Origin of the sequence: Amycolatopsis solani (assembly GCF_033441515.1) — a bacterium.
Classification (GTDB): domain Bacteria; phylum Actinomycetota; class Actinomycetes; order Mycobacteriales; family Pseudonocardiaceae; genus Amycolatopsis; species Amycolatopsis solani.
This window is the reverse complement of sequence record NZ_JAWQJT010000001.1, coordinates 909,281-923,374: the sequence shown is the minus strand read 5'-3', so window position 1 is coordinate 923,374 and position 14,094 is coordinate 909,281. Positions and strand designations below refer to the sequence as shown.

At 72.6% G+C, this 14,094-nt stretch carries 12 protein-coding genes; 4 read left to right on the top strand and 8 right to left on the bottom strand.

All coding sequences use genetic code 11. The annotated features are described in order from the left end of the window. Nucleotides 1-78: 78 nt before the first annotated feature. Nucleotides 79-789: a G1 family glutamic endopeptidase gene (locus tag SD460_RS04705; protein ID WP_290057060.1), complete on the top strand. Its 711-nt coding sequence runs from the start codon at nucleotides 79-81 to the stop codon at nucleotides 787-789. Between the two features lie 34 nt (nucleotides 790-823). Here the strand turns inward: SD460_RS04705 and SD460_RS04700 are convergent, their stop codons facing one another. The 4 genes from SD460_RS04700 to SD460_RS04685 form a co-directional block, all read right to left on the bottom strand. Continuing rightward, nucleotides 824-1,981, bottom strand: a complete 1,158-nt coding sequence (locus tag SD460_RS04700; protein WP_318305944.1) for a histidine kinase — start codon at nucleotides 1,979-1,981, stop codon at nucleotides 824-826. 1 nt (nucleotide 1,982) lies between these two features. Beyond that, complete coding sequence (locus SD460_RS04695) at nucleotides 1,983-2,873, bottom strand: LytR/AlgR family response regulator transcription factor (RefSeq protein ID WP_290057057.1); 891 nt, start codon at nucleotides 2,871-2,873, stop codon at nucleotides 1,983-1,985. Between the two features lie 71 nt (nucleotides 2,874-2,944). Further along, nucleotides 2,945-3,553: a hypothetical protein gene (locus SD460_RS04690; protein WP_290057071.1), complete on the bottom strand. Its 609-nt coding sequence runs from the start codon at nucleotides 3,551-3,553 to the stop codon at nucleotides 2,945-2,947. Between the two features lie 173 nt (nucleotides 3,554-3,726). Next, a complete protein-coding gene (locus SD460_RS04685; protein ID WP_318305943.1) occupies nucleotides 3,727-6,636 on the bottom strand; it encodes an ATP-binding protein in 2,910 nt (969 codons plus the stop codon). A gap of 445 nt (nucleotides 6,637-7,081) precedes the next feature. Between SD460_RS04685 and SD460_RS04680 the strand changes: the two genes are divergently transcribed. Further along, nucleotides 7,082-8,185, top strand: coding sequence for a S1 family peptidase (locus tag SD460_RS04680; RefSeq protein ID WP_290057053.1), 1,104 nt, complete (start codon nucleotides 7,082-7,084; stop codon nucleotides 8,183-8,185). A 99-nt stretch (nucleotides 8,186-8,284) separates the two neighbouring features. On the opposite strand, the gene SD460_RS04675 is transcribed toward SD460_RS04680, so the two are convergent. Further along, nucleotides 8,285-8,689 (bottom strand): SsgA family sporulation/cell division regulator, encoded by a 405-nt coding sequence (locus tag SD460_RS04675; RefSeq protein WP_290057051.1) that lies wholly within the window; start codon nucleotides 8,687-8,689, stop codon nucleotides 8,285-8,287. A 155-nt stretch (nucleotides 8,690-8,844) separates the two neighbouring features. After that, nucleotides 8,845-10,044, bottom strand: a complete 1,200-nt coding sequence (locus tag SD460_RS04670; RefSeq protein ID WP_290057050.1) for an MFS transporter — start codon at nucleotides 10,042-10,044, stop codon at nucleotides 8,845-8,847. A 150-nt stretch (nucleotides 10,045-10,194) separates the two neighbouring features. On the opposite strand from SD460_RS04670, the gene SD460_RS04665 reads away from it, so the two are divergent. Continuing rightward, nucleotides 10,195-10,896 carry a hypothetical protein gene (locus tag SD460_RS04665; RefSeq protein ID WP_290057049.1) on the top strand — a complete coding sequence of 234 codons (702 nt, stop codon included), beginning with the start codon at nucleotides 10,195-10,197 and terminating at the stop codon, nucleotides 10,894-10,896. Here SD460_RS04665 and SD460_RS04660 read toward each other — a convergent pair. Then, nucleotides 10,893-11,366 carry an Lrp/AsnC family transcriptional regulator gene (locus tag SD460_RS04660; RefSeq protein ID WP_290057047.1) on the bottom strand — a complete coding sequence of 158 codons (474 nt, stop codon included), beginning with the start codon at nucleotides 11,364-11,366 and terminating at the stop codon, nucleotides 10,893-10,895. The genes SD460_RS04665 and SD460_RS04660 overlap by 4 nt on opposite strands. A 212-nt stretch (nucleotides 11,367-11,578) precedes the next feature. Between SD460_RS04660 and SD460_RS04655 the strand changes: the two genes are divergently transcribed. Continuing rightward, nucleotides 11,579-12,568, top strand: a complete 990-nt coding sequence (locus SD460_RS04655; protein ID WP_290057045.1) for a beta-ketoacyl-ACP synthase III — start codon at nucleotides 11,579-11,581, stop codon at nucleotides 12,566-12,568. On the opposite strand, the gene SD460_RS04650 is transcribed toward SD460_RS04655, so the two are convergent. After that, on the bottom strand, nucleotides 12,556-14,046 hold the full coding sequence (locus tag SD460_RS04650) for an adenylate/guanylate cyclase domain-containing protein (protein ID WP_290057043.1): 1,491 nt from the start codon (nucleotides 14,044-14,046) through the stop codon (nucleotides 12,556-12,558). The two genes, SD460_RS04655 and SD460_RS04650, sit on opposite strands and share 13 nt — an antisense overlap. Between the last annotated feature and the right edge of the window lie 48 nt (nucleotides 14,047-14,094).

Sequence of the window (14,094 nt, the reverse complement as noted above, 5' to 3'; positions counted from 1 at the left end):
TAGCTACCTTCTTTTTGGTGCGGCTCCAACACTTGAGGAACGGTTTTCCCGGTCCCCTTCGGTGAACGGAGTCCCCGCATGTCCAGAATCCTTGCGTCGCGCGCTGCCCGCGTCCTCACGGCGGTTGCCGCGGCGGCCGCCGGTCTCGCTGTCTCGGGTACCGCGCACGCCGCGGTCGAGTACGGCTCGCACCTCCACGGACACCAGTTCTCGGGCGGCAACTGGGGTGGCTACGTGAGTTTCGGCAGCTTCACCACGGCGACGGCGAGCTGGACCGAGCCGACCGTGACCTGCCGCTCGAGCAACGACCTCTTCGCGCCCTGGGTCGGCATCGACGGCGACGGATCGTCCACAGTGGAGCAGACCGGCGTCGAAACGGACTGCTCCAGCGGCCGCCCGGTGTATTCGGCCTGGTACGAGATGTACCCGGCCGCACCGGTGTACTACAACGTGTCGGTCAGCGCGGGCGACCACATCACCGCGACGGTGACCCGCACGGCCACGAACACCTACCGGCTCGACCTGTCCGACACCACCAAGGGCTGGACGAAGACGACGACGAAGTCGCTGACGTCGAAGCACGCGTCGGCGGAGGCGATCATCGAGTCACCCACCGATTCCTACCCGACGATCTCCGGCGGCATCACGTTCACCGGCGTCAAGTTCAACGGGACGAACCTGGCTTCGACCAGCCCGTCCGCGCTGAACGCCGACGACCGCGGCACGAACACCTGGATCCCGGGCGCCATCGGCTCGGACGGGCAGAGCTTCACGATCTCGCGGCACTGAAAGGTCCTGACGCCCCCTGGGACGACCGGGGGCGTCAGGTCTTCGGCAGCCGCACGGTGACCTTTGTGCTCACCTCGGCCCGCACGTCCACTTCGAGCGCGTAGCCCTCGCCGTAGAGGCGGTCGAGCCGCAGCCGCAACGCGGGCAGGTCGGAGACGCCCAGGTAGCGGCCGAGCAGGCGGTTCTCCCACCACGGCCGGTCCGCGTCGAACCGCGGGGTCGCTTCGTAGGCCAGCCGGGGATCCTCGTGCTCGACGCTGAGCACGATCTCCGCACCGGAGTTGGCCACCACGATCGTCAGCCGCGGCCCGGGTGCGTGTTCCACGGCCCGCTCGACCAGCGGCTGCAGGCAGAGGAACGGCACCTTGAGCGGCAGCACCTCGGGGTCGATGTCCAGCACCGCGGTCAGCCGGTCGCCGAGGTGGATGCGTGCCAGGACGAGGTACTGGTCGACGCACCGCACCTCTTCGGCCAGCTCCGTGAACTCGCCGTACAGCCGGGACCGGTAGCGCAGGAAGTCGGCGAACTCGCGCAGCAGATCGGCCGCTCCACCGGGGTCCGTCTTCGTCAGCGCGCCCACCGCGGCGAGCGACTGCGAAACGAACATCGCCGGGATCGGACTGGGCAGCGGGAACAGCGGCGGCTCGTAGCCGTCGTCTCCGGACGGCTCCCGTTCGCCGAGGCTCAGCTGGTCGGAGATCCAGCCCGCCACCGCCCGCAGCACTTCGTTCCGGTCGGCGGACCGGTCCGCCGAGTAGACGACCAGCGCCGCCCGGACGTCGTCGTTCACCTTCAGCGGCACGGTCGTCGCGTACCGCGCCGGACAGGATCGGTCGTCGCACGAGACCGCCTGGGAATCCGGCTTGGCCACCCCGGTCGCCAGCGCCTTCGCGGCGAGCGCCCGCGCCCGGTCGACGTGCTCGTGGGCCACCTCGCCGTCCCCGCCGGCGGTGCCGTCCGGCTCGACGATCACCACGGCGGCCACGTCGAGCAGCCCCCGCAACCGTGCGGCGTTCCCGGCGTCGAGGCCGCGGCGGAACTCCCGGAGCACCGCGAGCACGGCGAAGATCTGCTCCCGGACGGGTTCGGGGACGGCGCGGCGGTGCCGGGCGGCCGCGGCCCGCCACCTGCGCACCAGGCCCAAGGCCGTCACGAGCCAGAAGAGCGCCGCGACCCCCGTGACGTCCGGCACGTCAGCGGCGTTCCGGCCGCCGTCGCGAGCGGACCAGCGTGCTGCGCGCCGCACGGAGGTACTCGGGGCCGACGTCCAGGCTGCGGCCGACCACCTGGACGGTCATCTCGTGGCCGGCCAGCCGGACGTTTTCGACGTGCTGGGCGGCCACCCAGTGCCGCTCGTCGACCCGGACGAACCCGGCCGCCGCCCAATCCGCGGTCAGCACCGAAACCGGAACCCGCACGGAGAAGACGCCTTCCGCGGTGGTCAGCCGGGCTTGGTCGCCGTCCAGCTCGGCCAGGCACACCTCGGAAAGCCGGAGGAACGCCTCGACGCCGTCGCGCGCCACGGAAATCAGCGGATCCCCCGGCGGTTCGCCCTCGTGCGGCGACGCGCGGTCGAGCAGCTTGCGCACGGTGTCGGCGAGGCGGTCCGTCCGGACCGGCTTGAGCAGGTAGTCGACGGCTTCGAGCTCGAAGGCCTCCAGTGCGTGCTCGTCCCACGCGGTGACGAACACCAGCCCGGGCGGCACGGCGAACCGGGCGATCATCCGGGCGAGGTCGAGCCCGTTGAGCCCGGGCATCTCGATGTCCAGGAACACGGCGTCCAGCGGCTCCTTCTGCCGCAGGACCTCGTGGATGTACCGCGTCGCGGTGAGCGCGTCCGAGACGCCGTCGACCTTGCCGACCCGCGGGTCCATGCGCAGCAGGTGGACGATCTCCGCCAGTGCGGGAGCTTCGTCGTCGACCGCGAGCACGGCCAGCCGGCCGGGCTTCGGCCGCGACACCGGCTGCGCACCCGTGAACACCTGCGAATTGACGTAGACGTGCCCCCGCACGTCGCGCATCTGAACGGCGGTCGCGGGGTCGCCCTCCACCTGGTTGACCACGTCGTCGTTCTGCTCGGTCATGCGTCCCTCGGTCGGTCCCGTTCCAGGGTCGCCGAGGGTTCGGTGGCGGTCAATTGTCAGGAAGTGGACAGTTACTTCAAGTTGTTGATGGCCCACGAGACCACCATGACCGCCAGGACGAGCGAGATCACGGCCTGCAGCATCATCGTCATCTTCGCCCAGATCCGCAGGGGCATGACGTCGGTGGGGCTGAAGGCGGCCGCGTTGGTGAACGAGAAGTAGAGGTAGTCCAGGTAGGACGGTTCCCAGTCCCGGTGCGCCAGGTCCGGGTCGGCCATCTGCGGGAACTGCAGGTCGGGGAACTCGGCCCGGCCTGCAGCCCGCTTGCCGGGGCCGCCGCGGTCGAACTCCCAGTACCAGAGCGAGAAGGCGACGATGTTCGTCCAGTAGACGATCCCGCCGGTGACGAGCACGGCACCGGCGCGCTCGCCGATGGAGCCGGTGGCGATGCCGTAGACGAGCGACACGGCGGAGTAGGCGTTCACCCCGGTCACGGTCGCGACGAGCAGCAGCGAGATGACCCGTTCGACGGCGCTGAACTGCGACATCCGGCCCGGGTTGACCAGCAGCAACGCGACGACGAGCAGCACGGAGACGCCGGGCAGCAGCCACCGCGGGTCCAGCGCCATGTCCTCGGGCAGGACGACCTGCAGCACGAGCGTGGCCACGACGACGCCCATCGCGGGCCACCGCGTCTCGCCGGAGGTCCGCCGGCGCCAGGCGGGAAGTGCCTCTTCAGTCACCGGCCCACGCTAGGCCGCGCCCGCCCACCCCGCCAACGCACCCGGGGCGTCACTTTCCCTACGAAAGCTCCGGGCCCCGGGGTGGAGCTTTCGTAGGGAAAGTGACGGGGTCAGCCGGCGGGGGCGGTCGTCACTTCGCCGGGGAGCTTGCGGGCCACGTCCGTGCGGGAGCGGGCACCGAGTTTGCGCAGGACTTTTGCCACGTGCTGCTCCACCGTCCGCGGTGACAGGAACAGCCCGTCGGCGATCTCGCGGTTCGTCCGGCCCTCCGCGAGCATCCGCGCGACTTCGCGTTCCCGCGGCGACAGCTCGCTCCCGTACCCCCGCCGCCCGCGTTGCGAAGGTGCCCAAGCGCCGTGCTCGCGCAGCTGGTGGCGGCACCGGCCGGCGTCCCGCGTCGCGCCCAGCTGCTCGTACGCCTCCGCGGCCGCCGTCAGCTCTTCGACGGCGTCGCGGTTGCCCGCCGCCAGCCGGCACATCGCCGCCCGTTCTCGCATCGCCGTCGCCGGGTAGGGCATCGGCAACGCCGTGTAGCCCGACGCGGCTTCGTCGAACAGCGCCGCCGCGGCGAGGTGCTTGCCGCGGGCCTCCAGCAGCACCGCGCGCCCGGCCACCAGCGCGGCCGCGGCCACCGGGGCGTCGCGGTCCTCGATGCCGCGGGCGAACGCCTCCACCACGCTGTCGGCCTCCGGCCAGCGCCCGGCCCGCGCGTACGCCTGCGCCGCCGCCGGGACCAGCGCCGCCGCCCAGATCCAGACGCCCTTGCGGCCGGCGGCCGCCACCGCCGTGTCGGCCGCCGCGCAGGCGCCGTCGACGTCGTCGGTCGCCAGCCGGACCGAGATCAGCACGCCGGCGGCCGAGAGCACGACCGGGATCGGCCCGCGGTCCGGTGCGTGCACGCTCGCCGCGGCGAGGTGCCGCTGCGCCGCGGCGAACTCCCCGCGCACGGCCGCGAGCCCGCCGAGCACCAGCGACGACTCCATGACGATCGGGCCGAGCTCCGGGTAGCTGTCGCGCAGCTGCTCGGCGGCTTCGGCGAGGCCGTTCCACCGCCCGCGCACCCAGTCCAGCCGGACGCGGGTGCCCTGGATCAGGCCGATCGCGTACAGCGCGCCGGCGTCGGTCGCCCGCCGGACGCCCTCGGTCACCAGCCGTTCCGCGCGGTCGAGGTGCCCGGCCCACGACTGCCCGTCGGCGAGGTTGCACCACAGCCGGGCCAGCTGGACGCGCTCGGCGACCGTGCCGACGGGGTCCGACAGCGCTTCGAACTCCGCCCACGCCGAGCCGTCGCCGACGTGCGACGCGGCCGCGATGCGGTCGGCGGTCAGCGCGAGCCGCAGCTCCGGGTCGTCGAGCCGCTCGTACACCTCGCCCGCGCGGGCGCGCCAGGATTCGTGCCACGACAACGGCGTCAGCCCGTCGATCGGCTGGGCGAGCAGGGTGATCCCACGCGCGGCGAGGTCGGGCCGGTCGGTCAGCTCGCCGATCGCGCGCTCGACTTCGAGGCGGCCGCGGCCGAGCCCGCCGATGGTCCGGACCAGCAGCATGCCGAGGCTCAGCCGGATCGAACCGCGGACCGACGGCGGCAGCGTCACCTCTTCGAGGACGCGCTCGAGCGTGCCGATCACGTCGGGGCGGAAGCCCCGCAGCGCGACCTGGCTCAGCTTGCCCGCCACGCGCCCGGCGTCCGCCTGCGACGGCCCGGGTTCGGCGAGCACCGACTGCAGCAGGTCGATCGCCCGCGACGTCTCGCCGCGGGTGACCGCCTCGTCGGCGGCCGCTTCCGCGTAGTGCCGCCACTGGTCGACGCGGCCCGCCGCGCGGGAGTGGCGGGCCAGCAGCGTGAGCGGCGGGGACGGCTGCGCGGCGAGCACGCGGATCGCCTGCGCGTGCAGCAACGCGCGTTCGGGCCCGCTCACCGTGTCGTAGACCGCTTTGCGCGCCAAGGGGTGCCGGAAGCCGTACTTGCCGTCGCCGACTTCGCCGAGCACCCCGCCCGACAACGCGGCGAGCAGCGCGGTGCGGAGGACGTCGTCGGCGAGCCCGGCCAGCTCGCCGAGCACGCCGGCTTCGGCGCCGACGCCGAGCACCGCGGCGGCGCCGGCCAGCCGTACGGCCGGTTCGGGCAGCGTGGAAAGCCGTTCGGTGACGGCTTCCCGCAGCAGGACCGGCACTTCGAGGTTCTCCAGCAACCGGTCGGAAAGCACTTCCCCGACCGGAAGCCGCTCGGCCGCTTCCTTGAGCGCCCGCAGGGTTTCTTCGACCACGAACGGGATCCCGGCGGTGCACTCGTGCAGCTTCGCCGCGAACTCGTCGGTGACCCTGGGCAGTTCGAGGATTTCGACCGCCAGTCCGCGCACGGCGGCGACGTCGAGCGCGCCCAGCGCCACGCGGGCGGAGTGGACGGCCGGGTCGGTCCGGAACGGGGCGCCCAAGGGACCGGGCCGGACGTCGGTCGCGGACCGGTAGGTGGCGACCACCGCGAGGTCGGGCGGCATCGCGCCGGCGAGGAACCGCATCAGGTCGCGGGTGTCCTCGTCGGCCCACTGGAGGTCGTCGATCAGCACGAGCGCGGGCCCGCAGGCGGCCAGGAGTTCGCGCACCGCGCGGAACACGCGGTGGCGCTCGGCGACCGGGTCGTCCAGCGGCTCCGGCCGCGGAGGAAGCGCTTCCGCGAGCTCCGGCAGCAACGGCCGCAGCACGCCGGCGACCGGGCTGAGCGGGCCGAGGGGTACGTCGCCGACCGCGCGAAGCGCTTCCAGGACGGGCCCGTAGGGAAAGGGTTCCCGCAGCGGCTGGCACGCCCCGGTGAGCACGCGGCCGCCGTCGAACTCCTTGCGCCGCGCGATCTCCGCGAGCAGCCGGGTGCGGCCCATGCCGGGTTCACCCTCGATCAGCACCGCCGCGGGACGGTGCCGCAGCACGTCGACGATGGCGTCCAATTCGGCGTCGCGGCCGATCAGGCGGGCTGGTCCGGACCTGATCGAGACCGAAGTCGGGCGGGGAGCGGTCAACCACATACGACCTCCTCGGCGCACCGGCGGTGTGCGCGGGAGCCTAAGCAGCGCTGATCGTCCCGTAAACCATTAACCGAATAGGTGGTCGGTACCGCCGTCACACGTCCGCCTACCCCCTGTCACCGGTTTGCCGCGGGATCCGGGGGTTCCGGTGCACAGTGCGTGCGAAACCCCGGCGTTTACCGCGTTCCGGGGGCACTTACCTCGTTCCGGCAGGGGTCCCGGCTACTGAAAGTAGTTCACGGAAACCCTACTTAAGGACCTGTCCGACCGGGTGACACGCCGTGGCCGGGACCGCTTGGAGCAGGGGATTCGTCCGGGGTGAATGCGTATACCCATTCGCCGGGCGCCCGGATTGCACCGTAACGCCCACTGCGGGGACGCTCAGCCGGGTGAGTACCACTGCGTGGCCGGTGCGGAGCCGCGCGTAATCAAACTAGGGAGAAGCATGAAGATCGCGAGACTTCTCGGTGCGGCTGCCACCGCGGTCATGGCGACGGGCGCGCTCGCCGCGACCGCCGTCCCCGCGTCCGGCCAGGACCTGCTGAACCCGGACATCGTGCCCGCGATGCAGCGCGACCTGGGCCTGACCCACGACCAGGTGCTGACGCGGCTGGCGAGTGAGGACGTCGCGACCAAGGTCACCGAGGCCGTCAGCGCGACGCTCGGCGACGCGTTCGGCGGCGCCACCTACAACGCGGCCACGGGCAAGGCGCACATCCAGACGACGAACGCCGCCGCGGTCACCAAGATCCGCGAAGCCGGGGCCGAGGCGGAGGTCGTGAAGTTCAGCGCCCGCCAACTCGACTCCACTGTGGACACCCTGAACGCGCGGGATGCCTCCGCGCCGTACGCGATCACCGGCTGGGGCGTCGACTCCACCACCAACCGCGTCACGGTGTCGGTGCTGCAGGGCCAGCGCGCCGCGGCCGAGACGTTCCTGACGCAGTCCGGTGTGGACAAGTCGTCGGTGACGATCCTCGACGCGACCGCGAAACCGACCCTGCACGCCAACATCCGCGGTGGTGACGCCTACTACATCGGCGGCTCGTCGCGCTGCTCGGTCGGCTTCGCGACCACGACCGGCTTCGTCACCGCCGGCCACTGCGGCGCGCTCACCGGCGGCGGCTCGCTGACCGGGTCGAACGGCGCGGCGCTCGGCAGCTGGATCACCTACCGGTTCCCGAGCGTCGACTACGCGGCGGTCCGGACCAACAGCAGCTGGACCCCGGTCGCGCAGATGAACAACGGCACCGCGGTGCGCGGTTCGTCGAACGCCGCGACCGGCTCGTCGGTCTGCAAGGCCGGCTCGACCACCGGCTGGACCTGCGGCACCATCGGCGCCAAGAACCAGAGCGTCCGCTACTCCGAGGGCACGGTCAACGGCATGACCGCGACCAACGTCCGCTCGGCCGCGGGTGACTCGGGCGGCGGCTTCATCGCCGGCAACTACGCGCAGGGCATCCTGTCCGGCGGCAACACCGCGACGACGTACTTCTACCCGATCGCCGGCGCGCTCTCCGGCACCGGCACCACCCTCAAGACCAGCTGATCCCGGCCGGAAACGGCGAAAGGGCGGGGTTTCGAGTGCCTCCAGCGCACTCGAAACCCCGCCCTTCCTTCCTCGCCGCGGGATTGGGAGGTTCAGGGGTCAGACGTTGCTGATCTCCTCGATCAGCCCGTCGACGTCGAAGTGCGCGCTCTCTTCGCCCAGTGGCACCAGCTCGTAGGACGCTTCGAGGAACGTCCGGATGTCTTCGCGCTCCAGCTCGAACGACGCATAGCCGTCCGGTGACTCGATTTCCAGGGTGAGGAAGTCTTCGTCATCGGACAGATCCGGGCGGATCCGGACGTCGCCGAGACCGGCGGGCTCGTCCAGCCCGGACACGAGCAGCTCACGCGCGAAGGTCCATTCGATCCAGCGGCCGCGCTCGGTCCGGAAGGCCACGGTGACCGCGAACGGCTCGTCGACGTGGTAGGACAGGCGCGACAGGACAGGCGTGGTGCTCTCGTTCAGCAGCACGAACTGGCTCTGGTGTACGGCGTCGGTGTGCACGGCCCCTCCTGGAGTCTCGCGGTCGGTTCGCGCGGCGCGAACTGTTCGGCAAGGAGATGACTGGGGCCCTTGGTCATGACGAAGAAAGCTTCACGTTCACTTGATCGGTTGCATCCGTCCATTGTGGTGTAACGCCGGGCACATACCCCTTGCGCTCAGGCGGGCACGGGTGGTGACGGCTCGCGCAGCGCGCCGGGCAGCCGTTTCCGCAGCGCGAGCAGGGCGGGGACGGCGGCCGCGCAGGTCAGGGCCAGCACCGACCAGGTCAGGGCGTTACCCGCGGTGAGCAGCAGGGACAGCAGGCCGGGCGCGAGCGCCACCGGCAGTCCCCAGGACAGCTGGAAGATCGAGCTGGCCCGCCCTTCGGCCCCGGGCGGTGCGGCCTCGGCGGCCGCGGCGGTGGCGGTCGGGCCGAACATCGCCTCCGCGACCGAGAAGCCGACGCTGGTGACGAGGATCAACCCGGCGGCGACCCCGAGCGGGACGGCTTCCAGCGGGGTCAGCAGCGCGAAGCAGCCGGAGAAGAGAACGGCGGCCCCGATCAGCCCGGCCGTCCGGCTGCGGCGGGCCAGTACCGCGACGATCGGGCGCTGGGTCGTGACGACGACCACGGTGCCGAGCGCGATGGCCGTCCCGGCGATCCACTGTGGACCGTGCAGCAGATCCCGCACGACGATCGGCAGCACGGCGAACTTGCTCGCGCTGGCGAGCGTGAAAGCCAGGTGGGTGACGCAGAACCCGGCGAACGGCCGGTCCCCGAGCACGGCCCGCCAGCTCCCGGCCGGCCGGTCCGCCCGCGCTTCGGCACGGGGCAGCAACCGGATCAGGACGGCGGCCACGGCGAAGCTCGCCGCGTTCGCGTACGCGAGCAGGTGGAAGGCCCACGGACTGGTGAAGGCCGGCAGCACGGCCATGGCGGCCGCGCCGACACCCGCCCCGGCGAACCGCCCCGCCGTCTGCGTCGCGAGCACCCGATCGGTGTCCCGGCCCCCGGCGAGCCGGGCGGCCATCGGGGCGTTGCACGTCCAGAACAGCCGATCCCCGAACCCGGCCACGGCCGAGACGACGACCACCTGCCAGCTGCTGTGCGCGAAGGGGTAGGCGCAGAAGGCCCCGACCCGCACGAGGTTCCCGGCCACGAGCAGCGCCCGCGCCCCGAACCGATCCATGGCGGCCCCGGTGGCCGGCCCGGTCACGAGCGCGAGCAGCGCCCCGGTGCTCAGCGACGTCCCGGCGTCGACCAGGCCGAGGCCCTGGCCGTGCACGAGGAACACCAGGGCGAACGGCACCCAGAGGCCGCTGCCGAGCGCGTCGATCAGGGTGGCGGCGAGGAAGAGCCGGCGGTCCCGAACCATGCTGCGGAGTCCTTCCCCCAGGTGGACAGCAGGCCAGGGTATCGACGGCCGGGTGGCTTTCCCACCGATTTGCCGGCGTAACACCGGGCCCGGTGCGGCCGACTCGGGTGGCCGAGGCGACCGGACCACCGGTCGCGGTGAGGGGGAGTCATGAAGCTGGGGCGTTGGCTGGTCCTGCTGGCGATGGGCGCCGCGGGCTGCGCGGGGCCGACCGGTGGAACGGCCGCACCCGCGGCCGCCCCGGCTCCCGCGAAGGCCGAGCCGGACCTCCTCTCCCTCCTGCCCGACGCGGCCGCGTTCCCGCCGCACCTCACGCGCAACGACGTCCTCGCCCACCGGGTGTTCACCCTCGAAGAGATCGCCAAGAGCTCGTCCTGGAACGTGTTCGGCGGACTCGTCCCCGCGGGGTCGTACCGGCCCGCGGCCTGCACCGCCACCAGCAACCCGGACGCCGAGCCGTACGCCGGAACGCGGTTCGCGCTCGACGCCTACACCTTCGAAGACCAGGCGAACGCGATCCGACCGGACCAGGCGATCGCGGCCGGGGCGACCGTCGCGCGCGGGACCGTCGACGTCGCGGCCGTCCGGGCGCAGGCCGACCGGTGCGCCCGGGTCGGCGACGGCGACGCCCTCGACATCCGGTTCACCCTCCCGGCGAACCCCAAGGCCGATCCGGACCAGGTGCTCGCGGTCAAGATGACGACCGGCGGCGACCTGCTGAAGCTGACCTACGTCGCGCAGGTCGGCGGCTACGTCGTCACCGCGTACGCGCTCTGCTCGAAGCAGCCCGTCTGCGAAGCCGCGCTCAAGCCGGTCCTCGCCGGTGGCGCCGCCAAGGCGCGTGCCGCCTAAGGGCCCAGCGGCAGGTCCAGGCCCACCTTCACCCGGTCCATCGCCACGCTCGTCGTGAAGTGCCGGACGTTCGGGTTCTCGAAGAACATCCGCCGGGTGAAGGACTCGAAGCCGGCCATGTCCGGGCACGTCACGATCAGCACGAAGTCCGCGTTGCCGGTGACGTAGTAGCACTGCTGGACGCAGTCGTCGGTGAGCACCTGGCGGCGGAACGCGTCGAGCACCGCGAGGTTCTCCCGCTCCATCTCGACCATCACCACGAACGTCATGTTCAGCCCGAGCGCCTCCGGCGAGAGCACCGCGACCTCGCGCTCGATGACGCCCGCCTCGCGCAGCCGCTTGATCCGCCGCTGGACCGCCGCGGCCGAGAGGCCGACCTTCGCTCCGATGGTCTCCGCGATGGTGCGGGCGTCCGCCTGGAGGCAGGCGAGGATGGCGGTGTCCAGCTGGTCGAGGTCGGGTGTCTGCACTCCAGCAGGCTAACCGGCACCCCCGACAATCCGCCTGGAGTTACTTCGCCCCTCACCCCTCCGTGACGTCGCTCACTACTCCGGACGAGGCGAAGATGAAACAACTTTTTGAGTGACCTGGAACACAACTGACCGGTCTACCAGGGGGTAGCCCATACAAGTGGAAGACCAGCCGGTCGCCCGCCAACCCACCGGCGTGGGGAGGCTCTCCCGTGCCCGCACCTGCCGCCGTGCTGACCGGCCTCGGCTCGTGGTTGCCGACGAAAGTCCTGGACAACCACGAGATCGCCGCCCGGCTCGACACCTCGGACGAGTGGATCCGGACCCGCACCGGGATCCGCGAGCGCCGCGTCGCCGGGCCGGAGGAGTCCACTGTGGACCTCGCGGTCGGGGCGGGGCGCGAAGCGCTGGGCGGCGGGAGCGCCGACATCGTCGTGCTCGCCACCTCCACGCCCGACCAGCCCTGCCCGGCGAGCGCGCCGCAGGTGGCCGCCCGGCTCGGGCTCGGCACGGCCGCCGCGTTCGACGTCAACGCCGTCTGCAGCGGCTTCGTCTACGCGCTGGCCACCGCGGCCGGGTTCATCGCGGGCGGGCTCGCCGAGCGCGTGCTCGTGATCGGCGCCGACACCTTCACCACGCTCATCGACCCGGACGACCGCACCACCGTGCCGATCTTCGGCGACGGTGCCGGCGCGGTCCTGCTGCGGGCCGGCGACGCCGACGAGCCCGGCGCGTTCGGGCCGTTCGACCTGCACAGCGAGGGCGAGCTCGCCGACCTGCTGTGGGTCGAGGCCGGCGGCGCCCGGAAGCGGCTTTCGGACACCCCGGCCGACCGGTTCCTCGCCATGCAGGGCACCGCGGTCTTCCGCCACGCCTGCGCGCGGATGGCGGAGTCCTCGCGCACCGTCCTCGAGCGCGCGGGCTGGGTGGTCGGCGACGTCGACCGCTTCGTCGGCCACCAGGCGAACATCCGGATCCTCCAGGCGACGGCGAAGCAGCTGGGCATGCCGGTGGACGCCGTCGTCGCCAACATCGACCGGGTCGGCAACACCAGCGCCGCGTCCATCCCGCTCGCGCTGGCCGACGCTCGCGCCGACGGCACCCTCGTGCCCGGCCACCGGGTCCTGCTCAGCGCGTTCGGCGCGGGCCTGACCTGGGGGTCGACCGTGCTGCGCTGGCCGGATCTGGGTCAGCCGTCCTGACGGGTGGTCCAGGTGGGCGTCGCCTCCTGGCGGCCGCGCAGCTCCAGCTCGCCGTGCTTCACCCAGTGCGCCGCTTCGCTGGGCAGAGCCGCGGAGACGACGGCGTCGCTGGCCAGGATGCGTGACGGCGCCGCCTTGGCCAGCTCGGTCAGCCGCGCGGCCTCGTTGACCGCGTCGCCGATCACGGTGTACTCGAGGCGGCTGCTGCTGCCGAGCTGCCCGGCGAACACCGGGCCGCTCGAGACGCCGATGCCGAGGTCGAGCTCCCCGGTCTCGCGGACCGCGTCCCGGATCGCGCGGGCCGCGGCCAGCGCGGCGGTCGGCGCGTCCGCGAGCCGCGTCGGGGCGCCGAAGATGCACAGCGCGGCGTCGCCCTGGAACTTGTTGACCAGCCCGCCGCGGGCCCCGACCGCGGAGACGACGGCGGCGAACAGCCGGTTCAGCTTCCCGACCAGCTCCTCCGGCGGCGTCCGGTAGGCCAGCGCGGTCGAGTCGACGACGTCGACGAACAGCGCCGTCACCTCGCGGACGTCCCCGGAGAGCGAGGCGCCGTACTCCAGCGCGTGCCGGGCGACGTCGGCGCCGACGTGCCTGCCGAAGAGGTCCCGCATCCGCGCCTGCTCGCGCAGGCCGGCCGCGAGCTGGTTCACCGACGTCTGGAGCAGGCCGATCTCGCTGGAGTCGTCGACGTCGACCGCGACGTTCGTGTCGCCGCGCGCGATCTCGTCGAGCGCCACGCGCAGCCGGTGCAGCGGCGCCGCGACCGCCCTGGCCAGCAGCGCGGTGCCGATGGCGCCGACGCTCAGCCCGATCACCGACAGCATGACCAGGCTCGCGGTGGGGTTGCCCGAGCCGAGGTCCGGCGGGGTGGCGACGAGCAGCACGCCCACGAACGGGACGCCGCTGGCCAGCGCCCAGGTGACGATCAGCCGGGTGAGCACGGTGACCGGCAGCGAGCCGCGGGGCGGCAGGACGCCCAGCGCGATCGTCATCACCGGCCGCGCGACCCACTCGGCCGCGAGGTATGTGAGCCCGACCGTGGTCAGGCCGCCGAGGCCGATCACCGTCGCCATGCCGACGGCGTCGTCGGACGAGCCGAGCGCGCCGGCGAGCGCGGTGAGGACGACGGTGCCGATCAGCCAGAGCGTGCCGCTGACCACGGCCATGTCCACGGGCAGCCGCAGCGCGCGCTTGGCTTCGCTCTCCGACGGCGGGCGGCCGAGCACGAACCAGATCGCGGTGCGCCGCTGCAGCCACGCGGTCCACACGGTCCCCGCGAGCAGCGAAGCCGCGACGATGAGGGCGGCGGTCAGGCCGAGCACCCACCCGTGGTCGCCGACGTCGCTGGGCAGGCCCTGCAGCACCAGCAGCAGGGCGACCACCCCGGACCCGGCGACGCTGGAGCCGATGCCGAGCCCGGCGAAGCCCAGGCTGGTGCGCAACACCACCCGGAAGTTCTGCACGGCGATCTTGCGCACGGCGTTGATCGTACGGCCGAAAATGCGTGGCCACCGCCGTGCCCGCTG

Bases quoted from the DNA above. Each gene is read 5' to 3' on its own strand.
- SD460_RS04670 (WP_290057050.1), bottom strand. From the start codon at position 10,044: ATGGTTCGGGACCGCCGGCTCTTCCTCGCCGCCACCCTGATCGACGCG.
- SD460_RS04690 (WP_290057071.1), bottom strand. From the start codon at position 3,553: ATGGGCGTCGTCGTGGCCACGCTCGTGCTGCAGGTCGTCCTGCCCGAG.
- SD460_RS04680 (WP_290057053.1), top strand. From the start codon at position 7,082: ATGAAGATCGCGAGACTTCTCGGTGCGGCTGCCACCGCGGTCATGGCG.
- SD460_RS04685 (WP_318305943.1), bottom strand. From the start codon at position 6,636: ATGTGGTTGACCGCTCCCCGCCCGACTTCGGTCTCGATCAGGTCCGGA.
- SD460_RS04665 (WP_290057049.1), top strand. From the start codon at position 10,195: ATGAAGCTGGGGCGTTGGCTGGTCCTGCTGGCGATGGGCGCCGCGGGC.
- SD460_RS04705 (WP_290057060.1), top strand. From the start codon at position 79: ATGTCCAGAATCCTTGCGTCGCGCGCTGCCCGCGTCCTCACGGCGGTT.
- SD460_RS04695 (WP_290057057.1), bottom strand. From the start codon at position 2,873: ATGACCGAGCAGAACGACGACGTGGTCAACCAGGTGGAGGGCGACCCC.